The sequence below is a fragment of the Microbacterium sp. MMO-113 genome (assembly GCF_037148555.1).
Lineage (GTDB): Bacteria > Actinomycetota > Actinomycetes > Actinomycetales > Microbacteriaceae > Microbacterium.
On the sequence record NZ_JBBCTD010000003.1, the window covers coordinates 376,404 to 399,849 of the forward strand.

The 23,446-nt window shown below is 70.4% G+C and carries 20 protein-coding genes and 1 tRNA gene; 4 read left to right on the plus strand and 17 right to left on the minus strand.

From position 1 onward, the window contains the following. Positions 1-26 precede the first annotated feature (26 nt). Positions 27-680 (plus strand): L-lysine exporter, encoded by a 654-nt coding sequence (lysE, locus tag WFJ36_RS12460; RefSeq protein WP_292788248.1) that lies wholly within the window; start codon positions 27-29, stop codon positions 678-680. Positions 681-684: 4 nt separating this feature from the next. Here the strand turns inward: lysE and WFJ36_RS12465 are convergent, their stop codons facing one another. From WFJ36_RS12465 to WFJ36_RS12505, 9 genes are all read right to left on the minus strand, one after another. Then, positions 685-1,041 (minus strand): iron chaperone, encoded by a 357-nt coding sequence (locus WFJ36_RS12465; protein WP_071328910.1) that lies wholly within the window; start codon positions 1,039-1,041, stop codon positions 685-687. A gap of 40 nt (positions 1,042-1,081) precedes the next feature. Next, a complete protein-coding gene (locus tag WFJ36_RS12470; protein WP_071328911.1) occupies positions 1,082-1,885 on the minus strand; it encodes an amino acid ABC transporter ATP-binding protein in 804 nt (267 codons plus the stop codon). Then, positions 1,872-2,537 carry an amino acid ABC transporter permease gene (locus WFJ36_RS12475; protein ID WP_025102334.1) on the minus strand — a complete coding sequence of 222 codons (666 nt, stop codon included), beginning with the start codon at positions 2,535-2,537 and terminating at the stop codon, positions 1,872-1,874. The genes WFJ36_RS12470 and WFJ36_RS12475 overlap by 14 nt, the downstream gene beginning before the upstream one ends. Positions 2,538-2,540: 3 nt before the next feature. Beyond that, the gene (locus WFJ36_RS12480; RefSeq protein ID WP_336643393.1) at positions 2,541-3,356 is read right to left on the minus strand and encodes an amino acid ABC transporter substrate-binding protein; all 816 of its coding nucleotides are present in this window, start codon (positions 3,354-3,356) and stop codon (positions 2,541-2,543) included. Between the two features lie 200 nt (positions 3,357-3,556). Further along, positions 3,557-4,246, minus strand: coding sequence for a 50S ribosomal protein L1 (gene rplA / locus WFJ36_RS12485; RefSeq protein WP_025102336.1), 690 nt, complete (start codon positions 4,244-4,246; stop codon positions 3,557-3,559). Positions 4,247-4,257: 11 nt separating this feature from the next. Next, a complete protein-coding gene (gene rplK, locus WFJ36_RS12490; protein ID WP_025102337.1) occupies positions 4,258-4,689 on the minus strand; it encodes a 50S ribosomal protein L11 in 432 nt (143 codons plus the stop codon). Between the two features lie 262 nt (positions 4,690-4,951). Beyond that, positions 4,952-5,986, minus strand: a complete 1,035-nt coding sequence (gene nusG / locus WFJ36_RS12495; protein WP_025102338.1) for a transcription termination/antitermination protein NusG — start codon at positions 5,984-5,986, stop codon at positions 4,952-4,954. 42 nt (positions 5,987-6,028) lie between these two features. Beyond that, a complete protein-coding gene (secE, locus tag WFJ36_RS12500) occupies positions 6,029-6,301 on the minus strand; it encodes a preprotein translocase subunit SecE (protein ID WP_025102339.1) in 273 nt (90 codons plus the stop codon). A gap of 39 nt (positions 6,302-6,340) precedes the next feature. Continuing rightward, positions 6,341-6,413, minus strand: a tRNA-Trp gene (locus WFJ36_RS12505). Positions 6,414-6,605: 192 nt separating this feature from the next. On the opposite strand from WFJ36_RS12505, the gene WFJ36_RS12510 reads away from it, so the two are divergent. Both WFJ36_RS12510 and WFJ36_RS12515 read left to right on the plus strand, forming a co-directional pair. Continuing rightward, entirely contained in the window at positions 6,606-8,426 is a 1,821-nt protein-coding gene (locus WFJ36_RS12510; RefSeq protein WP_336643394.1) for an HSP90 family protein, read from the plus strand. 28 nt (positions 8,427-8,454) lie between these two features. Then, complete coding sequence (locus tag WFJ36_RS12515; protein WP_336643395.1) at positions 8,455-11,247, plus strand: hypothetical protein; 2,793 nt, start codon at positions 8,455-8,457, stop codon at positions 11,245-11,247. Between the two features lie 62 nt (positions 11,248-11,309). On the opposite strand, the gene poxB is transcribed toward WFJ36_RS12515, so the two are convergent. The 8 genes from poxB to gabT all read right to left on the minus strand — a co-directional run bounded on the left by poxB (position 11,310) and on the right by gabT (position 21,780). After that, entirely contained in the window at positions 11,310-13,034 is a 1,725-nt protein-coding gene (gene poxB / locus WFJ36_RS12520) for a ubiquinone-dependent pyruvate dehydrogenase (protein ID WP_336643396.1), read from the minus strand. Between the two features lie 40 nt (positions 13,035-13,074). Beyond that, positions 13,075-13,512, minus strand: a complete 438-nt coding sequence (locus WFJ36_RS12525) for a pyridoxamine 5'-phosphate oxidase family protein (protein ID WP_071328916.1) — start codon at positions 13,510-13,512, stop codon at positions 13,075-13,077. Between the two features lie 122 nt (positions 13,513-13,634). Further along, positions 13,635-14,999, minus strand: coding sequence for an NAD-dependent succinate-semialdehyde dehydrogenase (locus WFJ36_RS12530; RefSeq protein ID WP_071328917.1), 1,365 nt, complete (start codon positions 14,997-14,999; stop codon positions 13,635-13,637). Between the two features lie 25 nt (positions 15,000-15,024). Continuing rightward, positions 15,025-16,491: an NAD-dependent succinate-semialdehyde dehydrogenase gene (locus WFJ36_RS12535; protein ID WP_336643397.1), complete on the minus strand. Its 1,467-nt coding sequence runs from the start codon at positions 16,489-16,491 to the stop codon at positions 15,025-15,027. Positions 16,492-16,505: 14 nt separating this feature from the next. Further along, complete coding sequence (locus WFJ36_RS12540; protein WP_062765097.1) at positions 16,506-18,062, minus strand: APC family permease; 1,557 nt, start codon at positions 18,060-18,062, stop codon at positions 16,506-16,508. Further along, entirely contained in the window at positions 18,062-18,946 is an 885-nt protein-coding gene (locus tag WFJ36_RS12545) for a universal stress protein (RefSeq protein WP_071328919.1), read from the minus strand. The genes WFJ36_RS12540 and WFJ36_RS12545 overlap by 1 nt, the downstream gene beginning before the upstream one ends. After that, positions 18,946-20,328, minus strand: coding sequence for a flavin monoamine oxidase family protein (locus tag WFJ36_RS12550; protein ID WP_071328920.1), 1,383 nt, complete (start codon positions 20,326-20,328; stop codon positions 18,946-18,948). Before WFJ36_RS12550 ends, WFJ36_RS12545 begins: the two co-directional genes overlap by 1 nt. Before the next feature lie 90 nt (positions 20,329-20,418). Continuing rightward, entirely contained in the window at positions 20,419-21,780 is a 1,362-nt protein-coding gene (gene gabT, locus WFJ36_RS12555; protein ID WP_071329126.1) for a 4-aminobutyrate--2-oxoglutarate transaminase, read from the minus strand. A gap of 93 nt (positions 21,781-21,873) precedes the next feature. Here gabT and WFJ36_RS12560 point away from each other — a divergent pair, with 93 nt between their 5' ends. Then, entirely contained in the window at positions 21,874-23,382 is a 1,509-nt protein-coding gene (locus WFJ36_RS12560; RefSeq protein ID WP_336643398.1) for a PucR family transcriptional regulator, read from the plus strand. Positions 23,383-23,446 lie beyond the last annotated feature (64 nt).

A 23,446-nucleotide genomic window follows, 5' to 3' on the forward strand; every position in this document is an offset into this window, starting at 1 on the left:
ATGCTCAGCCCCCATAGGCTCGACACATGCTCACCGTCCTCGCCGGTCTCGGCCTCGGCCTGTCGCTCATCGTCGCGATCGGCGCGCAGAACGTCTTCGTGCTGCGCCAGGGGATACGGCGCGAGCACGTCCTCGCCGTCGTGATCGTCTGCGCCCTCTCCGACGCCGTGCTGATCATCGCCGGCGTCGCCGGGCTCGGGTTCCTGTTGTCCGCCGCACCCTGGCTCGTCGTCGTGGCTCGCTGGGCGGGGGCGCTGTTCCTGCTCGGATACGGACTGCTCGCGGCGCGGCGGGCCTGGCGGGGCGGCGAGGAGCTGGTGGTCGACGGGGGCGACGCACCGGTCCTCGAGGCGTCCGGGGGCACCGGCACGCTCACCCGCACCCGCCTCGCCCCGGTGATCCTCACGACGCTGGCGTTGACGTGGCTGAACCCGCATGTGTACCTCGACACGGTGCTGATGCTCGGCTCGATCGCGGCGACGCACGGGGAGGAACGGTGGCTGTTCGCCGCCGGCGCGGTCGCCGCGAGCCTTCTCTGGTTCACCGCTCTCGGCTTCGGCGCCCGCTACCTCGGACGGTGGCTGCGCACCCCGCGCTCCTGGCGGATCCTCGACGCGGTGATCGCGGTCGTGATGATCACGCTGGCGGTGAGCCTCGTGCTCCCGGTGCTGGGCGCCTAGCCCCTCACGCCGCGTCGATCTGCGACACCCGCGCCCGGATGAGCGCGCGGACCGCCTCCACCGGCAGGGGATGCTCCGGCTGGAACCGGATCGTCCCCTTGTCGAGGCTGACCCCGGGGTGACCTGCGAGGAGTTCCGCCACGGCAGCGACCGCCACGGGGCTGAACGGGTAGACGCCGATGTGCTTCTTCGCACGCATCACCGAGAGCAGCGGCTTGCCGGCGTACACGAGCGCCGGCATGCCGTAGCCCTTGCCCTGCTCCGCCTCCGGTACCTCCTCCGTGGCGATCCCATACACGCCATCGATCACCGCACGATCCGCGGCGTCGAGGTCGGTCAGATAGTCGTCGATGGTGCCCACGCACCGCATCCTGCCATCGAATCCCGTCGGGGTCGAGGGCTCACGCGCCGTCGAGGGGCCGGAGGATGCGGGTGAGGAACCGTTGCGTGCGCTCGTGCTGCGGGGCGCTGAAGAGCTCGGCGGGCGGCCCCTGCTCCACGACGACACCGCCATCCAGGAAGAGCACGTGGTCTGCGGCCTCGCGAGCGAAGCTCAGCTCGTGGGTGACGACGGCCATCGTCCATCCCTCGTCGGCGAGCTCCTTGATGACGAGCAGCACCTCTCCCACGAGCTCCGGGTCGAGCGCGCTTGTCGGCTCGTCGAACAGCAGCAGGTCCGGCTGCAGGGCCAGCGCCCGCACGATGCCCACCCGCTGCTGCTGCCCGCCGGAGAGCTGATGCGGCCGCGCGTCCGCCTTGTCGGCGAGACCGACCCGGGCGAGCAGCGCCTGAGCCTCGGCGACGACGTCGTCCTTCGGACGGCCCTGCACCCGCCACGGCCCTTCGATCACGTTCTCCAGCACGGTCAGGTGCGGGAAGAGGTTGTGGTGCTGGAAAACCATCGCCGACCGGTCGCGCAAGGCGAGCCGCTGCTGCTTCGCGACGCGGGGCTTCGGGCGGACCTCCGGTGCGAAGTCGATCTCCGGACCCCCGGCCATCGCGATGGTGCCGGCGTCCGGCGTCTCCAGGCCGTTCAGGGCCCGCAAGACGGTCGTCTTGCCAGAGCCGCTCGGCCCGATGAGCACCACGACCTCGCCGCGGTGCAGGGTGAGGTCGAAGCCGCGGAGCACCTCGGTGGCGCCGAAGCTCTTGTGCAGCCCGCGGGCGGTGAGCAGCGGTCCGGTCGTGGGGTCAGTGCGCGACACGGCTGTCGAGCCTCCTCTCCAGGGCGCTCTGCCCGAAGGAGAGCACCAGGCAGATCACCCAGTAGACGAGCGCCGCGGCAAGATACACCACCATGAACTCAAGTGTGGTGGAGGCGATCTGCTGCGCCACCTTGAACAGCTCCGTCACGAGGATCAGCGACGTGAGGGAAGTGTCCTTCACGAGCGAGATGAACGTGTTGGACAGCGGCGGTACCGACACCCGGGCGGCCTGCGGCAGGATGATGCGGGTCAGCGTGCGGGTGCGGTTCATCCCGACCGTGTACGCGGCCTCCCACTGCCCCTTCGGCACCGAGAGGATCGCCGCCCGCACGACCTCGGCGCCGTAGCCGCCGACATTGAGCGAAAGGGCGATGATGGCGCTCGGCCACGGATCGAGGGTCACCCCGACGGACGGCAGTCCGTAGAAGATCACGAAGAGCTGCACGAGCATCGGCGTTCCGCGGATCACCGAGATGTAGAACCGCGCGATGCCGGACACGACCGGATGCACCGAGATCCGCATCAGCGCCATGCCGATCGCGATCACGAGCCCCAGGGCGAACGACACCAGGGCGAGCGGAATCGTCGCCGTCAGCCCCGCCCAGGCGATCGGACCGAGCGAGGAGAAGAAGAGCTCCCAGGGATTCTGCATCGCCTACTGCGAGACGTCTTCGCCGAAGTACTTCTCGCTGATCTCGGCCAGGGTGCCGTCGGCCCGGAGCGTGTCGAGCGCCTCATTGACCGCATCGACGAGCGCCTCCTTGTCCTTCGTGAACACGAAGGCCTGCTCCCCGGCTTCGTCGGTCTCTGCAGCGATCTTCAGGCCCGTCGGGCTGTTGGTCGTCTCATAGTCGAGGAAGGTCAGCTTGTCGTTGACGGTCGCGTCCACACGCCCCTGGCGGAGGAGCTCCACGGCCTGCGCCCAGCCCTCGACGCCCTCGACCTTGGCGCCGGACTCTGTGGCCAGCTCGTACCAGTTGCTCGTGAGGGATTGGGCCGTCGTCTTGCCCTCGAGGTCGTCGAAGGACGAGATGGAGTCATCGTCCTCCTTGACCACGATCACTCCGGGCGACACCGTGTACGGGGCGCTGAAGAGGTACTTGGCCTCGCGCTCGTCGTTGATGGACACCTGGTTCGCGATCACGTCGAAGCGGCCGGCATCGAGTCCCGCGAAGATCGCGTCCCACTGCGTCTCCTGGAACTCGACCTTCAGGCCGAGCTCGTCGGCGACCGCCTGGATGATCTCGACGTCGTAGCCGGTGAGGTCACCGGAGCCGCCGTCGTCGTGGAAGCTGAACGGGCGGTAGGTGCCCTCGGTCGCGACCGTCAGCGTGCCGTCCTTCACCAGGCCGAAGTCGGAGCCGGCGGCGCTCTCGCCGTCGGTGCTCGTGGGCGTGCTCGAGCCGCTGCAGGCGGTCAGGGCCGCGGCGGCGACGACGAGTGCGGTGACAGCGATGAGACGACGGGACATGGACCCTCCTGGGGCGAGAAAGCGCGGATGCGAGTTTACGCGACGACCGCGGGAACTCCCCCACAGTACGCGTCGCCTCCGACCTTCCCCGCATCGCATGACGCCGGATGTCGGGGTGGCGACGCCTTCGGGAACGCAGAACGCCCCCGGGCGGACCCGGGGGCGTTCGGTGTGTGACGGGTGCGAGACCCGTCGACGCGTCAGATGGCGTTGACGTCCAGCGGGATGCCGGGGCCGAACGTGGTCGACACCGCACCCTTCTGGATGTAACGGCCCTTGGCGCTGGACGGCTTGAGGCGGACGATCTCCTCGAGAGCGGCGTCGATGTTCTCGTTCAGCTGCTCGGCAGAGAACGAGGCCTTGCCGATGACGAAGTGCACGTTGGCGTGCTTGTCGACGCGGAACTCGATCTTTCCGCCCTTGATCTCCTCGACGGCCTTGGCCGGGTTCGGAGTCACGGTGCCGGTCTTCGGGTTCGGCATCAGGCCACGGGGACCGAGCACCTTGCCGAGACGGCCGACCTGGCCCATGAGCTCCGGGGTCGAGACCGCGGAGTCGAAGTTGGTCCAGCCGTCGGCGACCTTCTGGATGAGCTCGGCACCGCCGACCTCATCGGCGCCGGCCGCGATCGCAGCCTCGGCCGCGGGGCCGGTGGCGAACACGATGACGCGGGCGGTCTTACCGGTGCCGTGGGGCAGGATGACGGTGCCGCGCACCATCTGGTCCGCCTTGCGGGGGTCGACGGCGAGCTTCAGCGCGACCTCGACGGTCGAGTCGAACTTCGCCGAACCGGTCTCCTTCGCGAGCGCGACGGCCTCGGACGGCGTGTAGAAACGGTCTGCCTCGATCTTCTCGGCGGCAGCCTTGTAAGCCTTGGACTTGGTAGCCATGATTATTCTCCTCAGCCCTCGACCGTGATGCCCATGGAGCGGGCGGTGCCGGCGATGATCTTCGAGGCGGCCTCGATATCGTTCGCGTTCAGGTCGGCCTGCTTCTGCTCGGCGATCTGACGGACCTGGTCCTTGGTGATCTTGCCGACCTTGACGGTGTGCGGGGTGGCCGAGGCCTTCTGCACGCCGGCCGCCTTCTTGATGAGCTCCGCCGCGGGCGGGGTCTTCAGGACGAAGGTGAAGCTGCGGTCCTCGTAGACGGTGATCTCGACGGGGATGACGTTGCCGCGCTGCGACTCGGTCGCGGCGTTGTACGCCTTGCAGAACTCCATGATGTTGACGCCATGCTGACCGAGCGCGGGGCCGATCGGCGGCGCCGGGTTGGCGGCACCGGCGTTGATCTGAAGCTTGATCAGGCCGGTCACCTTCTTCTTCGGTGCCATTCTCTTTCCTTTCCTCGAGGCGGATGCGAGCATCCGCTTCTCCCACGGCTCCGGCCTTTCCGGCCCGTGGTCGTCCCTGTGCACGCCGAAGCGGCACACAAACCACGTAAGTCTACCCGATCACTCCCCCACTGGCGAGCCGGCCCCTTGCGTGCGAGCCGGCCCTGTACGTGCGTCCGCAACGGGCCGGGAGACACGAAAGGGGGTGGGTCGGGGGAAGAAAACGGCCGCCTCGGAAGAGGCGGCCGTTTTCGTGACAGTGTCAGATCATCTTGGTGACCTGGTCGAACGACAGCTCGACCGGGGTCTCGCGCTCGAAGAGGGAGACGAGCACCGTGAGCTTGCCGCTCTCGGGCTTGATCTCGCTGATCGAACCCGGAAGACCCGCGAACGAGCCCTCCTTGATCGTGATGGTCTCGCCGACCTCGAAGTCGACCTCGGCGGGAAGCGGACGGGCGACGGCGACGCCCCCCTTGGCCGCGATGTTCTTGGCGGTCGGGACGTCCTTGACCTCGACGAGGGACTTCAGCATGTTGAAGGCCTCTTCGAAGCGCAGCGGCGTCGGGTTGTGCGCGTTGCCCACGAAGCCGGTGACGCCGGGGGTGTGCCGCACGACCGACCAGGTGTCTTCCGTGAGCTCCATGCGCACCAGCACGTAGCCGGGGATGCGCACGCGGGTGACCATCTTGCGCTGGCCGTTCTTGATCTCGACGACGTCCTCCATCGGGACCTCGACCTGGTAGATCTCGTCCTCGACCTCGAGCGTCGACTTGCGCTGCTCGATGTTCGCCTTGACCTTGCGCTCGAAGCCGGCGTACGAGTGGATGACGTACCACTTGCCCGGGAGCATGCGCAGGTCCATGCGGAAGGCCTCGTACGGGTCTTCCTCGGACGCCGATTCGTCCTCGTCCGACTCGGCGGCGGGACGGTCGTCCTCGCCGTTCACGTCGGGACCCTCGTACGGGGTGACCTCGTCGGCCGCTTCGGCCTCCTGCTCCGCGACCTCTTCGGCCACGGAATCGTTGAGGACCTCGGCGGCGGCTTCGGACTCCGCGGCTTCGTCCAGGTTCAGAGCGTCGTTCACGATGGCGTCCGCCTCCGGGTCGTCGATGTCGATGTCGATGTCTTCCGTCTCCTGCTCGCCGTCCTCGTCCTCGACGTGGACCGCGACGTGCTCGGCAGAGGTGACCGAGAGCTCCTCGGCGGCGAGCACGTTGCCCTCCTGGGCCTCGTCCTCCTCGCTGGACTGCTCTGCGGCGGTCGCCCAGTCGGCGTCGTCGGAATATCGTTCAGACACGTTGCTTCTTCTCCATAGCTGCGGCGGTTGCCGCGGGGGTCATCAGCCAGGGATTCCGAACACGTAGTGCGTCAGGAGCCCGAAGACGTAGTCGAGACCGTAGACGATGCCCATGACGATCAGGACGAAGACGAGCACCACACCCGTGAACTTGAAAAGCTCCTTGCGGGTCGGGGTGACGACCTTGCGCAGTTCGGCGATGACCTGGCGGATGAACAGGGCGATGCCCCCGAAGAACCGGGAGAAGGGGTTGCCCTTCTTCTGGCGCGTGGCGCCGGCCGCGACGACGTCGCCGCGCGGTTCGTCCTGATCCATCCTGAATGTACCTTTCGTGTGTCAGCGTGCGCTGACGCGCAGGGCGGACAGGAATCGAACCTGCAACCTGCGGTTTTGGAGACCGCTGCTCTGCCAATTGAGCTACCGCCCTAGAGACCCGGAGGTCTCGGGGATGCCCTCCCCACCCTGCCACCGGCCGATGTCGTAGACGCCAGGCACGGCGAAAGAATGCAGAGAACAACTGCTCACCAAGCATACGGCATCGATCCGGTGGTGCCGAACAGGAAGCGGAACCGGCGTTGTTGCTAGGCTCGGCGGGCGGACGAAGCAGGAAGGGACGCATGTGAGTGGGGATGTGCAGCAGTTCCAGGTGGACCTGCGCGGAGTCGTCGATCTGCTCAGCCGGCACATCTACTCCAGCCCCCGGGTCTATCTGCGGGAACTGCTCCAGAACGCGAGGGACGCGATCGCCGCGCGCCGTGAGGTCGACGGGGGCGGCAGCCGCATCCGGATCACGCCGCTGACCGCGCAGTCGGACGAGTTCGTGCTCCGCGACGACGGCGTGGGCCTGACCGCCGCCGAGGTCGCCGATCTGCTCGCGACCGTCGGGCGCAGCTCCAAACGGGACATCTTCGACCTCCCCCGGAGCGACTTCCTCGGCCAGTTCGGTATCGGGCTGCTGAGTTGCTTCATGGTCGCCGACACCATCGTCATCCGCTCCCGCAGCGCCAGAGGCGGCTCCGCGGTGGAGTGGACGGGCAGCGCGGACGGCACCTTCCGCGTCACGGAGATCGACGACGACCTCCCGATCGGCACCAGCGTGCACCTCGTGCCGCGCTTCGACGCCGACGAGCTGCTGCGGCCGGCGGCCGTGCACGAGCTCGCGACCACGTTCGGGGAGTTCCTGCCGGTGCGGGTGACCATCGACGCGCCCGGCGGGGATATCGACGTGACGCGCGAGCCTCCTTTCCTCGACCCCGCCGCCGATGTCGAGGCGGCCGTGCAGTACGGTCGCGACCTGCTCGGGGCCGCCCCGCTGGACGTGATCCCGCTGAGCGAGCCGGCGACCGGGACGCAGGGCCTGGCGTATGTCCTGCCCTTCGCTCCTCCGCCCGGCGCCCGGCAGGCGACCCGCATGTACCTGGGGCGCATGCTGCTGTCCGAACGCGTCGACGACGTGCTGCCCGACTGGGCCTTCTTCGTTCGCGCCGTCGTCGACTCCACCGGCCTCGCGCCGACCGCGAGCCGCGAGTCCCTCGTCGAGGACACGGCCCTGGAGCACGTCCGGGAGCAGCTGGGTGCCGGGATCCGCCGCTGGGTGCTCGAGCTCGGGCTGCGCGAACCGCATCGCCTCGCGCAGTTCGTCGCGGTGCACGAGGTCGGACTCAAGTCCCTGGTGCGCCACGACGAAGAGCTCGCGCGCTTCATCACCCGCTGGCTCACCGTGGAGACGACGCACGGCACGCTGCGGATCGGCGAGCTCGTGGAACGGTACCCGCACGTGCGCTACGCCCAGACGGTCGACGAGTTCCGCCAGGTGGCGGGCATCTCCCCCTCGGACGAGGTGCTCGTCAACGGCGGCTACCTCTACGACGCCGACCTGATCCGCCTGCTCCCCGACCTCTACCCGCAGGTCACGGTGGAGAAGGTCGACGTGACCGGGGAACTCGACCGCCTCGACCCGCCGCCGCTGGACGACCGGGACATCGCGATGTCGCTGGAGTCCCGCGCCGGCGCCGTGCTCGCCGCCTCCGACTGTGCCGTCGTCGTCAGGGCGATCGATCGCCCCGAGCTGACCGGACTCTACGTCGCGGATCCCGAGGTGCTGCGCACGATCGACCGCGGGCGCACCAAGGGCATCGCGAGCACGCTCTGGGGCGGGGTGCTCGACCGGATCGATCAGACGCTCTCCTCCGCACGGGACGACGACCTCACGGCGCGACTGTGCCTGAACTGGTCGAACCGCGTCGTCCGCGCCCTCGTCCGCGTCGAGGACGACGCCGTGTTCACGCGCACGGTCCAGCTGCTCTACATCCAGGCGCTCCTCGCGGGACATCACCCGCTCTCGGACGCCGACCGGGCCCTCATGACCAGCGCCCTCTCCGACCTCGTCTCGCTCTCCGCCGGCATCGAGGGGGACACGCTTCCCTTCGACGCGCGCTGACACCCCCGACTACCCGAAAGGGCCCTCCATGGCACGTCCGAAGAAGCGCTTCCAGCAGCTCATCGAGGAGATCGATCGCACCCCCTGGGGCCCGGCCGAGCAGGCCCTCGTGGCGGAGGCCGTCGCGCTGGCCATCGAGATCGGCGACGAACGGCTGGAGTACGAGGCCCGGATGCGCCAGACCGCGTCGGCGAACATGGTCGGGGCCACCGACGTCATGCTCAACTCGTTCGCCTGGTGCCTCGCGCATCACGACGCCGACCCGCAGCGGTTCCCCGCCGACCTCGACAACGGCGGCGCCGACCTCATGTGGCAGTTCAAGTGGATGGCGTCGTCCCTGCGCTCCTCCCCCGCCTTCTCGCAGGAGCAGATCGCCGCGGTGCTCGACGACATGGAGGCGCACTACCGCGCCGCAGGACTCGGCCTCAGCGGCGTGCTGACCGCCCGTTTCGAGGACGCCTGGGACGCGGGGCGGTTCGACGCCGCCGAAGCCCTGCGGGTGCAGCTCGAGGCCACGCCGCGCGACGAGCACAGCCACTGCGACGCGTGCAGCCGCAGCCAGTTCGCGGGCTTCTTCGCGGAGACCGACCGCGACGCCGACGCCATCCGCCTCGTCGAGGAGATGATCGAAGGCGGCTTCTCCTGCGGCGAGGAGCCGGAGCATGCGCTCTCCCGCGTCCTCCTCCCCTACCTCCGCGCCGGCCGCACGGAGGAGGCGAAGACCGCGCACCTGCGCAGCTACCGCCTGGCGAAGGACAACCCCGACAACCTGCGCATCGTGGCCAACAACATCGTGTTCGCCGCGATCACCGGCAACGAGGCGCGGGCACTGGCTCTGATCGAGAAGCACATCGCGTGGCTGGCCCACGACGGCCTCAACGTCGACGCGCACTTTGCCGCCCTCACCGCCTTCGCGGTCGCTCTGGACCGCGTCACCGCCGCCGGTCACGGCGACACCCCGGTCCGCGGCGCCGATGCCCCGGCGCTCGTGTCGCTGCTGGGCGCGCACGACGGCCCGTGGAGCGCCGCCGACCTGGCCGCGACCGCCTGGTCGACGGCGGAGCGCATCGGCGCGGACTTCGACGAGCGGGACGGCACCGACGGCCACGCTCGCAGCCTCGCCCGGATGCGTGCTCTCGCCGACGAGAGCTACGACGTCCCGATCCGCTCCGACGCGTTCGTCGCTCCCGCTCCCGCCACCGCTCCGGCAGATCCGCAGGCCTGGTACGAGCGGGCGATGCAGCTCGCGCAGTTCGGCGCCGAGCAGGAGACCCTCGCCGCACTCCCGCACGCCCTGGAAGTCGATGACGCCGCCCAGCGCGCGCAGCTCCTGTCGATGCACCTCGGCATCCTCGTCGCGCTCGACCGAGTGGAGGACGCCGAGCGCCTGCTTCCCGACCGGATCGCCGCGCTGCGGGCCGCCGGGAACGACGTGCAGGCCGACCTCGAGGAGCGTCTGGGCCTGGCGACGTTCGGCCTGCACACCGACGAGACCATGGCGGCGCTCGAAGAGGAGCTGGCTGAGGCCGACCGTCTTCCCGCGTGGTCGCGAGGCGACCTGGCGATCAGCCGCGCGTCGCTGCACCTCCGGGCGGAGGAGCCGGATGCGGCGCTCGACCTCGCCGAGCTCGCCGCCCGCTCGTTCGCCGAGGCCGAGGACACCCGGCTGTCCAACACCACGACGCTCGTGGCGATCGGCGCGGTGCTGAGCAAGGGCGACCTGGACGCCGGTCGCACGCTCCTCGACCGCTTCCTCGCCCAGGACGACCTCTCCGCCGGCCACCGGGCCCACGCGCTGCGGACCCGGGCCCGCGTGCGCGGCGGCACGGGTGCGTACCAGGACGGGGCCGTCGACGCCGACGAGGTGTGCCGCCTGCTCGCCGAACTCGGCGCCACCCGCGCTCTCGCCGACGCGCACGTGCTCGCGGGTGCGCTCTGGGAGGACGCCGAGCAGCCCGAGAAGGCCGTCACGCGCTACCGTCTGGCCGCCCGGCTCCAGGACGAGGGCGATCGCACCGGCGTCGACTTCCGGCTGGCCAGGGCGATGCTCCGTGCCGGAGACGCGGAAGAGGCCGCGGAGCTCTTCGGCGACGTGCTCCAGCGCGAGGAGATCGCCGAGACCCCCGCCGGCTCCCGCGCCATGACCGCCTCCCTCCTGGCGCGGTCGCTCGCCGAGTCCGGAGAGTACGGTCAGGCGGTCGGAGCGCACGGCTACGCGGCCGAACTGTTCGGACAGGCGGAGGCGCACGCCGACCAGGCCATGGCCATGACGGAGCAGGCGAAGATCCTCGCCCGGTTCGAGGAGCACGACGACGCGGTGCGGCTGCTGGAGGGCGCTGCGGACATCGCGCGGCGTGCCCCCGAGGCCGTTGGCGCGCTGTCCGAGGTGCTGCACAGCCTCGGCCAGGCCTACGCAGGCCGGGGTGATGAGCGCGCGTTCCCCCTCTTCGACGAGGTCGCCGCCCTCGCCCAGGAGCACGAAGCCGGCTGGCTGCTCGCCGACGTGACCGACTCCCGCGGCCGCGCACTGGCCCAGCTGGGCCGGATCGATGAGGCCGTCGCCGCCGCCCTCACCGCCGCCGACGGTTTCGCGGCGCTCGGCGACCAGGGGGCGGCCGGCAGCTCGGAACTGTTCGCGGGCCGGGTGCTCGCGGGGAACGACCGCCCCGCCGATGCCGTGCCGGTGTACCGGAGCGCCCTGGAGCATGCCGAGGGCTTCCCGCCGCTGCGTCAGGTGGCGGCGCTGGAGCTCGGCGATGTGCTGGAGGCGCTGGGGCGACACGCCGAGGCCGCCGAGGTCAGGACCCTCGTCGAGAGCTGACACGACACCGGCTCGGGATCCGCAGAGGGTCCCGAGCCGGAGTCGCGTGGCGGAACGCCGCGTCAGAAGAGCTGACGCCAGTTCGCCCGTGCGAGGTCGAGCAGCTCGTCGCCGCGACCCGACATGACCGTGCGGATCGCGTAGAGCGCGAAGCCCTTGACCTGCGCGGCCTCGATCGCAGGTGGCATGGACAGCTCCTGCCGCTCGGTCACGACGTCGAGCAGCGCGGGACCGTCGTGCGCGAGGACCTCGCGGACCGCCTCCGGCAGATCTTCGCTGCGCTCCACACGACGGGCGAAGATCCCCATGGCCTCGGCGATCGCGGCGAAGCTGGGGTTGTCGAGCCCCGTGCCGTAGGTGACGAAGCCGGCGGCCTTCATCTCCAGCTCCACGAAGTTCAGCGACGAGTTGTTCACCACGATCGTCTTGACCGGGAGCCCGTTCTGGGTGAGCGTGAGCAGCTCGCCGAGCATCATCGCGAGGCCGCCGTCGCCGGCGAGCGCCACGACCTGACGGTCCGGATGCGCGACCTGCGCGCCGATCCCGTGCATCAGAGCGTTCGCCATCGAGCCGTGCGTGAACGATCCGATCAGCCGGCGCCCCTCGGTCATGGACAGATACCGCGCGGCCCAGACGGTCGGCGACCCCACGTCGGCGGTGAAGATCGCGTCGTCGGCGGCGTACTCGTCCAGCAGACGTGCCAGGTACTGCGGGTGGATGGGCCGCGTGCCCTTGGCCGGCACCGCGAGCTCGTCGAGCTTCTTCCGCGTCTTCCGGTAGTGGGTCACGGCGTCGTCGAGGTGGCCGCGGTCGTCCTTCCGCGCGAGGCGGGGCAGCAGGGCTTCGGCGGTGGCCTTCACGTCACCGACGAGGCCGAGGTCGAGCGGGTGGCGCTTGCCGAGCTGGGACCCGCGGATGTCGACCTGGATGGTGGTCGCGTGCTCCGGATAGAACTGCTCGTATGGGAAGTCGCTGCCGAGGACGAGGAGCGTGTCGGCGGCCTCCATGGCCCGGTAGCCCGACGCGAAGCCGAGCAGCCCGGTCATCCCGACATCGAACGGGTTGTCGTACTCGATGAACTCCTTGCCGCGCAGCGCGTGGACGATCGGGGCTCCGAGCGCATCGGCGAGCGCGATCACCTCGTCGTGCGCGCCCTCCACGCCGGCCCCGGCGAGGATGGTGACCTTCTTGGCGGCGTTCAGCATGGTCGCGGCCTTCTCCAGCTCCGGGCCGCTGGGCTGGATCAGCGGGCGGGCGCGCTCGATCACCACGGCGCGGTCGTCCGCGATCTCCGACAGCGCCACGTCACCGGGGATCACGAGGACGGCGACGCCGCGCTGCTCGATGGCCGCGCGCATCGCGATCTCCATCAGCCGCGGCATCTGTGACGGGTCCGCGACGTATTCGACGTAGACGCTGCACTCGCGGAACAGCTCCTGCGGGTGGGTCTCCTGGAAGTACCCGGTGCCGATTTCGACGGTCGGGATGTGGGCGGCGATGGCGAGCACCGGCACCCGGGAACGCTGCGCGTCGTACAGGCCGTTGATGAGGTGCAGGTTGCCGGGGCCGCACGAGCCCGCCACGACGGCGAGGTCTCCGGTGGTGCCGGCGTCGGCCGCTGCGGCGAAGGCTGCGGACTCCTCATGGCGCACGTGCACCCACCGGATCCGGCCGTCCTTGCGGAGGGCGTCCGTGAGTCCGTTCAGGGAGTCGCCCGGGATGCCGTAGACCCGGTCGACTCCGTTGGCGTTCAGAGTCTTGACGATGTTCTCAGCGACGTTGGCCATACCCCGACCCTACGCCCGCCGAGGCCTCCCCGGGCCGGGCTCAGTACTCCTGCGGGCCGTCCCGGTCGGGCTCGGGATCGCGCTGGAACGCGCGGCCGGACACCGATGCCGGGGCGATGCGCACGTACACCCGCTTGTCGGTCGGGATCCACGGGCGCAGGCCCGCCGCCTCCGCCCGCTCGAGGTCGGCGTCGGTCTCCAGAGCCTGCGCACGCCCGCGCACGATGACGCTCCAGGCGGCGGTGTCCGTGTGGTCGTCGACCTCGAAGAGCACGTCGGCGTTGACCGTCAGCTCGAACAGCTTGCTCCCCGGGGCCGTGCGGAACAGGAGCCCTTCGCCGTCGACGGCGTAGTTCACGGGGAAGATGTCGATGGTCTCGCCGACCCTGGTGACGAGCCGCCCGAGTTCCTGGCTGCGCAGGTGCTCCCAGCTTTGCTCCGCGGTGAGGGTCTGGACCGGATCCGTGTGCGCACTCATGCCGCCATTGTGCCTCGTCCGTCCTCGACGCGCACCCCACTGGCCCGGCCCCTCTCGTGCGAGCGGCCCCCTTGCGTGCGTACGCAAGGGGGCCGCTCGGCCGCAAGGGGGTGGGTCGACGGTCAGCCGATGCGGATCAGCTTCTTGTTGACGAACTCGTCGGCGGCCAGGTGGCCGAGCTCGCGGGCCGTGCCGCTGCGCTTGATGCCGCCGAACGGGAGCTCGGGGCTGTCGGCGAGCACGAGGTTCACGTAGACCATGCCCGCCTCGATCCGGTCGGCCACCCGCTCCGCCTGCGCCTCGTCCGTCGTGAAGACGTAGGAGCCGAGACCGAACGTGGTGTCGTTGGCCAGCGCGACCGCCGCATCCTCGTCCGCGACGCGGTACACGACCGCCGCGGGGCCGAACAGCTCCTCGCGGTAGACGTCCATCTCCGGGGTCACGTCGGCGAGCACGGTCGGTGCGAAGAACGCCCCGTCGCGCGTGCCGCCCGTGAGGAGGGTCGCACCCTGGGCCACGGCGGTGTCGATCTGCTTCTGCAGGTTCTCGGCCGCCGCCTCCGACGAGACCGGGCCGAGGACCGTGTCCTCCAGCGTGGGATCGGTCGCCTCGACGGCCGCCATCGCCGCCGTGAACTTCTCCACGAACGCGTCGTAGAGGTCGTCGACGATGATGAAGCGCTTGGCGCCGTTGCAGGCCTGACCGTTGTTGTCGAGCCGCGCGTCCACACCCGCCTGCACGGTGGCGTCGAGGTCGTCGGTGGAGAGCACGATGAACGGGTCGGACCCGCCGAGCTCCAGCGCGACCTTCTTGAGATTGCGCCCGGCGACCTCGGCGACCGCGGCGCCGGCGCGCTCGGAGCCGGTCAGCGACACGCCCTGCACCCGCCAGTCCGCGATCATCGCCGCGATCTGGTCGTTCGTGGCAAGCACGTTCTGGTACGCGCCCTTCGGGAAGCCGGCGTCGTGGTAGATCGCCTCGATCGCGCTCGACGACTCCGGGCACTGCGGCGCGGGCTTCAGGAGGATCGTGTTGCCGACGATCAGGTTCGGCGCGGCGAAGCGCACGATCTGGTACGCCGGGAAATTCCACGGCATGATGCCCACGAGCGGCCCCAGCGAGGAACGGCGGATGATCGCCGACCCCTCCCCGAGGATCTTGATGGGCTGGTCGGCCATGATGTCCTCGGCCTGGTCCGCGTAGTACTCCGCGATGTCGGCGGCGAAGTCGACCTCGCCGAGTGCGGCTTCCCGCGGCTTGCCCATCTCGCGCACGAAGATGTCGGCCAGCTCCTCGCGGCGCTCCCGGTGCAGCTCGGCTGCACGGCGCAGCAGCGCGGCACGGTCGGCGACCGTGGTGGAGCGCGACCACTCGCGGTGCGCCTCGTCGGCGGCCGCGACGGCCTCCTCGATCTGCGCGTCGGTGAACGTGTCGTACGACGCCAGGGTCTCGCCGGTGGCGGGGTTGACGACGGCGTAGTCGGTCATGTCTCTCCTCCTCTTGCCGTGCCGGTCAGGAGACCGGGATCAGCGTGTACTTGGTGGACAGGTACTCGTGGATGCCCTCGAAGCCGCCCTCGCGACCGACGCCGGACTGCTTGACGCCGCCGAAGGGAGCCGCCGCGTTGGAGACGACACCCACGTTCAGACCCATCATGCCGGTCTCCAGCGCGTCGATCATCCGCTGACCGCGCTGCAGGTTCTCGGTGAAGACGTAGGAGACAAGGCCGTACTCGGTGTCGTTGGCGAGGCGCACGGCCTCGTCCTCGGTCTCGAAGGTCGCGATCGCGAGCACCGGGCCGAAGATCTCCTCGCGGAGGATCGCGGACCCGGGGACCACGTCGGTGAGGACCGTGGGCTCGTAGAACGTGCCGGTGCCCTCGAGCGCCTTGCCGCCCGCGAGCAGGGTCGCGCCACGCTCGACGGCGTCGTCCACGAGCTCGCCGGCCTTGGCCACGGCGTCCTCGTCGATGAGCGGGCCGATCGCCACACCCTCTTCCGTGCCGCGGCCGATCTTCATGCCGTTGACGCGCTCGGTGACGCGCTTGGCGAACTCGCCCGCGACGTCCTTGTGCACGATGAAGCGGTTCGCCGCCGTGCAGGCCTGACCGATGTTGCGGAACTTCGCGGCGAGAGCGCCGTCCACGGCCTTGTCGAGGTCCGCATCGTCGAACACGACGAACGGGGCGTTGCCGCCGAGCTCCATCGAGACCCGCAGCACGCCCTCGGCCGCCTGGGCGATGAGCTTGCGGCCGACCTCGGTCGATCCGGTGAAGGACAGCTTGCGCAGCCGAGGGTCGGCGATGATCGGGGCGGACAGGGCGCTCGACTTCGAGGTCTGCACGACGTTGACGACGCCCTTCGGCAGACCGGCCTCCTCGAGCAGGGTCGTGAAGAAGATGGTCGTGAGCGGCGTGAGTGCCGGGGGCTTGATCACGACGGTGCAGCCGGCGGCGAGGGCCGGGGCGATCTTGCGCGTGGCCATCGCGAACGGGAAGTTCCACGGCGTCACGAAGAACGACGGGCCGACGGGGCGCTGCGACACGATCATGTGACCGGTGCCCTCGGGGTTGAGGCCGTAGCGGCCGCTGATGCGCACGGCCTCCTCGCTGAACCAGCGGAGGAACTCGCCGCCGTACGCGACCTCGCCGCGGGCCTCGGCGAGGGGCTTGCCCATCTCGAGCGTCATCAGCAGCGCGAGGTCCTCCTTGCGCTCCTGCACGAGGTCGAACGCCCGGCGCAGGATCTCGCCGCGCACGCGCGGCGCCGTCGCGGCCCACTCGTCCTGCGCGGCGACGGCCGCGTCGAGCGCCCGAATGCCGTCCGCGGGGGTGGCGTCGGCGATCGTGCGGATCACCTGGTTGGTCGAGGGGTCCTTGACGTCGAAGGTCGCGCCGGTCTCCCCCTCGATCCGCTCCCCGCCGATGAAGAGGCCGGTGGGGATGCTGTCGAGCAGCGCCTGCTCGTTCTGAGTGCTCATGGATTCTCTCTCTTTCAGACGGACGTGGGACGACGGCGGCGGCTGGGCGGAGCGTCCATACCCAGCGTCTCACCGCGGAAGAAGGCGGGGCGGCGGATGGCGTTCCAGATCATCACGGCGATGCCGACGACGATGATGAGGATGCCGAGGATGAAGACGATCCCGATGCCGCCGATCTCCGACCCGGAGCCGTAGGCCGGGTCCATGGAGTCGATCAGCGTGGTGAAGAACAGGATCGCCAGGATGATGCCGCCCACCAGCGGGAACAGGAAGGTGAAGAAGACGTTCCGCGCCGAGTCGAACCACTGCTTGCGGAAGTACCAGACGCAGGCGAACGCGGTGATCCCGTAGTAGAAGCAGATCATCATGCCGAGCGTGAGGATCGTGTCCCACAGCGTGTCCTCGCTGACCACGCGCATCACGGCGTAGAACGCGGAGGCCACGATGGCCGACACGATCGTGGCGTAGCCGGGGGTGAAGAACCGCGGGCTCACCTTCGCGAACGACTTCGGGAGCGCACCGTAGTGGCCCATCGCGAGCAGGGTACGGGCCGGACCGACGAACGTCGACTGCAGCGACGACGCCGAGCTCGTCAGCACCGCGAGCGACACGAGGAACGCGAGCGGACCGAGGATCGGTCCGGAGAGGTGGAAGAACACGTTCTCCTGGATGTCGCCGTTGCCGAGGCCGAGCTCCCCCGTGCCGACGCCCGCGAACATGATCATCGCGACGGCGAGGAGCAGGTACAGCGAGACGATCGTGAGCACGGTGACGGTGGCCGCGCGCCCCGGGGTCTTCTCCGGGTCCTTCGTCTCCTCGTTCATGGTGAGGGTGACGTCCCAGCCCCAGAAGATGAAGATCGACAGCGACAGACCGGCGGCGACGGCGCTGAACGACGAGATCGCGAACGGGTTGAACCAGTTGAGGTCGAACGGCTGGTAGTCGAAGCCGTTGCCGCCCACGGCCTGCACGATCGCGGCGACCGCGAAGAACACGAGCACGAGGATCTGGAATCCGACCAGCCAGTACTGCAGCTTCTGCGTGGTCTGCATGTCGCGGTACGACACCCACGTCGCGCCGAGCATGAAGAGCAGGCAGACGCCGATGTTGATCCAGGTCACGCCGGCGAGATCGGCGATCTCCGGATTGCCCGTGATCTGCGACAGCAGCAGGAACAGGAAGTCGACCGCGACGCCGGCCAGGTTGGAGAGCACGAGGATCGTGGCGACCACGAGGCCCCAGCCGGCCATCCAGCCCACCCACGGTCCGAACGCCCTGGCGGCCCAGGTGAAGGAGGTGCCGGAGTCGGGCATGCGGTTGTTGAGCTCGCGGTAGCCGAAGGCCACGAGGAGCATCGGGATGAAGCCGACGAGGATGATCGCCGGGATCTGCGCGCCGACCTCGGACGCGGTGGGGCCGACGGCGGCCGTGAAGGTGTAGGCGGGGGCGATGCACGAGATGCCGATCACGACGGCGCCGATCAGACCGACGGTGCCGGCGCTCAGGCCCTTCGTCGAGATTCCGGTCGTGACGCCGGATGCGGGCTCCGTCGCCCGGTTGGTGCTGCTCATCAGCGGTCTCCTGCTTCATCGCGGGTACGCGGGACGACGATCATGGGGACGGGCAGCTCGTGCAGCATCTTCGCCGCCGTGGAGCCCAGGAAGAGGCGGCGCGGCTGCGCCAGCCGGCTGGAGCCGACGAGCACGACCTCGCCGGGGAGCCAGGAGAGCCCGGCCACGGCGTCCTCCACCGTCTCGCCGGGGGCCTCCTCGACGACGGCGCCGAGACCGTCCGGCAGCCGCTCGGCGGCCACGGCCAGCACCTTGTGCGCGTGCTCGCTGCCGGCGAGGCGGATGGCGCCGGTGTCGAGCCCCGGCGGCACGTCGAACGGAACGAGGGACACCAGGCGCAGGCTCACCTCGGCGGCTCCGGCGAGGGCGACGGCCTGGTCGAGCACGCCCTCCGCGCCGGGACGGGTGCCGACGGCGACGGTGACGCGCGGGAGCACGTGGTCGTCCTGCTGCGCGAGACCGGCCGGCGCGAGAGCCACCGGGATCGGCGAGGAGTGCAGCAGCTCCGAAGCGACACTGCCCAGGCGGTGCCGTCCGAAGAGGCCCCCGCCGGCCGTGCCGATCACGATGACGCTGGCGTCGAACTCCTCACCGGCGGCGATGAGGCCCTCCGCGAACGACTCCGAGAAGCGCACGTGGCCGCTGCGCACGAGCTCCTGCGGCAGACGCACGACCGCGTCCTGCAGCCAGCTCCGCGCCTGCTTCCGGATGACGTCCTCGTAGGCGCGCTCCGGCGGCACGGCGGCGCTCCGGGTGCCCTCGGTCGGCAGCACGATCACGAGGTGCAGGGTCGCGCCGATGCTGCGCGCCAGTCGCGCGCCCAGCGCCGCCGCGTCGGCCCCCGCATCCGTCGCCGTGTAGCCGACGACGACCGAGCCGGTCATCAGCCGATGCTCTCGGGAGCGCCGGTCTCGCGACGGGCGTCGACGATGTTCGCGGCGACGAGGTGGCCCATGCGGATCGCCCCGTCGACGTGCTGGTACCCCGCTCCGGCCATGTCGCTGCAAGCGAAGTGGATCGGGCCGACCGGCGTGCGCAGGTCGGCGCCGTAGCGGTGCAGGCCCCCGAGGTCGAAGCTCGCGGCGTACGCGCCGCGGGTCCACTCCTCGCTGCCCCAGTCGCTCTCGTAGTAGACGACCGGGTTCTTGGCCTCGGGACCGTAGTAGTGCGAGAGCGACTCGAGGATGCGCTCCTTGCGCTCCTCGGCCGACAGCTCGAACACGCCGTCGGCGTTCGCGTCGGACACGAAGCCGACCAGGGTGCCGCGCTCGTCGCCGTGGTTGGTGTTGTCGTACGCCTCGTGCGAGAGCTCGTACGGGCTGAACGCCGTGCCGCTCAGACCCTGCTCGCGCCAGAACGGGCGGTCGTAGACCGCGTGCACCTTGATGACGAAGCCCATCGACAGGTGCTGGTGCAGCTGGTGCTGACGACGCGGCAGCGGCGGGACGAACGAGATGCGGTTGTAGAGGATGGGGGCGTGCGCGAGGATCGCATACCGCGCCCGGACCGTGAGGTCGTCGGTGGTCGCCACGACCCCGTCATCCGACCACTCCAGGCTGCGGACGGGCTGGTTCAGCAGCACGTCGTCGCCCAGGCGCTCGGCGAGACGCAGCGGCACCTGCTGCAGCCCGCCGACGACGCGCTTGTCGAGGATGAAGTCCGCGTCGACGAGGTTCGAGTACGAGCCGGCCGAGGCCGCCATGAGCAGCGACTGCAGCAGCGAGAACGCGTGGGTCGGCTTGGTCAGCATCGCCGAGCCGGTGGCGAAGGCGAGGTTGCGAACAGCCTCGTCGTCATCGGTCTGCGCGCGCAGCCAGGCGTCCCACGAGATCGAGTCCCACTCGGCCGCGTTCGGGTGCTCCCACGGGCGGTCCGGGTCGATCTCGGCGACGAGGGCGTCGAGGATGCCGGTGATGCGGGCGATCACGGCCTCGGTCTCCGCCGACACCGGGAACATCTCACCCGTGAAGCGGTGGGCCTGGCCATCCGGGCCGACGTAGACGCTGTCGCCCTCGCGGTACCGGCTGTAGGTCTCGAGGCCCAGCTCCTCGATCGTGTCCTTGAGCGCGTCCTGATCGGGCGAGACCCACTGGCCGCCGATCTCCAGCATCGCACCGTCGATCACGTCGGTCCACAGCCGGCCGCCCACGCGGTCGCGGGCCTCCAGCACGGCGACCGACAGTCCGGCCTTCCGCAGGTCGTTGGCCGCCGTGAGCCCTGCGGCTCCGGCGCCCACGATCAGCACGTCGCGCGTGATCTCAGCCATCTGCAACTCCTTCGTCGTCGGGGGATGCGGGGGATGAAGTACCGGTCGCGTCCCGAAATCCCCCGATCCGGGGACGCGACCGGACAGATGTCAGGCGCCGGCGAGCGCCTCGGCCACGACGTCGAGGCCCTCGTTCAGCAGCTCGTCGCCGATGGACAGCGGCGGGAGGAAGCGGATGACGTTGCCGTAGGTGCCGCAGGTGAGGACGATGACGCCCTGCGCGATGCACGCCTTGGCCACGGCGGCCGTGAGCGCGGCGTCCGGAGCCTTGGTCTCCGGGTCGACGAACTCGGCGGCGACCATCGCGCCGTGACCGCGGACGTCGCCGATGCGGGCGTCCTCGGCCTGGAGGGCGCTGAGCCGCCCGATGAGGATCTCGCCGATCTCGCGGGCCCGCTCGATGACGCCGTCGTTCTCGAACACGTCGATGGCCGCCAGCGCCGCGGCACAGGCGATCGGGTTGCCGCCGTAGGTGCCGCCGAGGCCGCCGGAGTGCGAGGCGTCCATGATCTCCGCGCGGCCCGTCACGGCCGCGAGCGGCAGCCCGCCCGCGATGCCCTTGGCGGTGGTGATGAGGTCGGGCTCGATGCCGAAGATCTCACTGGCGAACATGTGCCCGGTGCGGGCGAAGCCGGTCTGCACCTCGTCGGCGATGAAGACGACACCGTTCGCGCGGCACCAGTCGACGATCGCGGGGAGGAAGCCGTCGGCGGGGACGATGAAGCCGCCCTCGCCCTGGATGGGCTCGATGATGACGGCCGCGAGGTTGTCGGCGCCGATCTGCTTCTCGAGCTGGAGGATCACGCGGGCCGCGGCCTCGCCGCCCTCGAGTCCGTCGCGGAACGGGTAGGACATCGGCGCGCGGTAGACCTCGGGGGCGAACGGGCCGAAGCCGCTCTTGTAGGGCATCGACTTCGCGGTCAGCGCCATGGTGAGGTTCGTGCGGCCGTGGTAGCCGTGGTCGAACGCGACGACGGCCTGGCGTCCGGTGTGCTTGCGGGCGATCTTGATCGCGTTCTCGACGGCCTCGGCGCCGGAGTTGAACAGGGCGCTCTTCTTGGCGAAGTCGCCGGGGGTGACGCGGTTGAGCGCCTCGGCGACGCCGACGTACGACTCGTACGGCGAGATCATGAAGCAGGTGTGCGTGAACTGCGCGGCCTGCGCGGCGACGGCCGCGGCGACCTTCGGGTGCGCGTTGCCGACGGTGGTCACGGCGATGCCGGAGCCGAGATCGATGAGCGAGTTGCCGTCGGCGTCGACGACCACCCCTCCCCCGGCCGCGACGGCGGCGACGGGCACGGTGTGTCCGACACCGGCGGCGACCGCGTCCGCCTTGCGGGCGAGGACCTCGGCCGACCGCGGGCCGGGGAGTTCCGTGACGAGGCGACGCTCCTGCGGGAGGTCGGGGCCGCCGAGGGGGACTGCGGGTGCTGCGGTGTCGAGGAGAGCCATGTCGCGAGCGTACGGCGGCAGCGGAGACGCCCGCATTCGCCGGAACGTACAATCGGAGAATTGATTTCGCCGTCTCGTACAATCGGAGATCGCATGGCCCCCACCCATCCGCCCACGCTGTCCGCCCTGCTGCGGCGTCGGGATCTGGACCTGCGCCTCGTCTCCGCCGCCGCCGACCTGCCGGACGGCGCACTCGACCGTCCGCTGCGCTGGGTGCACAGCTCGGATCTCGCGGACCCGACGCCCTTCCTCGCGGAAGACCTGGTGCTCCTGACCACGGGTACCCAGTTCGACGACGCGGACGCCATCCCGCCCTACGTCGTGCGCCTCGCCGAGCGTGGGGTGCTGGGCCTCGGGTTCGGCACCGACGTGCATCGCTCGGGAACGCCGGAGGAGTTGATCGCGGCGTGCGCCGACCAGGGCATTCCGCTGTTCGAGGTTCCGTACCGCACGCCGTTCATCGCCGTGGCCCGCGCGCACTCCGAGGCGATCGCGGCGCAGGCCTACGCCCGGCGCACCTGGGCGCTGGACACCCAGCGCGCCCTCGCCCTCGCCGCGCTCCGACCGCGCGGGCTGGACGCCATCGTCACCGAGCTCGGCCGTCGTCTCGGAGCCTGGGCCGGCATGTTCGACGCGGCGGGCGACCTGCTCGTCGCCCACCCCCGCGATGCCTTCTCGACGACTGTCCGGGAAGAGCTCGGGACGCGGGTCCAGGAGATCCTCGACCGCGGACTCGAGGCGGGGCAGTCCCTCACCCTCGAGGCGCACACCTTCATGCTCTTCACGGTGGGGCGGGGCGGGCACCTGCGCGGCGTCCTCGCCGTGGAGGCCGACGCCCTCGACCAGGAGGCCAGAGCCGTCGTCACGTCGGTCATCGCGATGGCCGGACTCGCGCGGGAGCAGAGCGAGCAGCTCGCCCGCGGCCGACGGCGGCTGCACACGCAGCTGCTGCGCTCGCTCCTGGGCGACGACCCCGGCCTCGCGCGCCGGGTGCTCGGCAGCCTCCCACCCGCCCCCGTGGTGGTCGCCGTGACCGGAGACGCCCCGGCGGAACCGCTGCTGGACTGGTGGGAGCGCCGACGCCTCGAGCACGGGACCCCGGCCTTCCTCGCGGACTCCGAGGACGGCGTGGTGATCTGCATCTCCGTGACCGACGAGCCGCTTCTCGACGATGTGGCCGCCCGCTTCACCGCCCGCATCGGCGTCTCCGCTCCGGAGGGCTACGACGCCTTCTCCCGGGCGCACGCGCAGGCCCTCGTCGCCCTCCGTCAGCCCGGGACGAGCGGCGCCGTCCGGTACGCCGACACGGTCGGATCCAGTCTGCTCACGGCACTGGCGACGGATGAGGCCCGGCTCGTCGCGGAGTCGCGGCTCGCCCCGCTGCGGGAACACGACGCCGCCCACGGCACCGCGCTCGAACACGCGCTGCGCACCTGGCTCGACCACGACGCGCGCGCCGAGCAGGCCGCAGCCGCCCTCGGCATCCATCGCCACACGCTCCGCTCCCGGGTCTCCCACGCCGGAGCCCTCCTCGGGGTCGACCTGACGACCTTCCCCGCCCGGGCCGAGGTGTGGGCCCTCCTGCAGACCGCCCGCGACTGACCCGCCCCCTCCGTCCCCGCCACTCCCTCCTTCCTCCGCGACGCCTGCACGACCGCGCGGCACC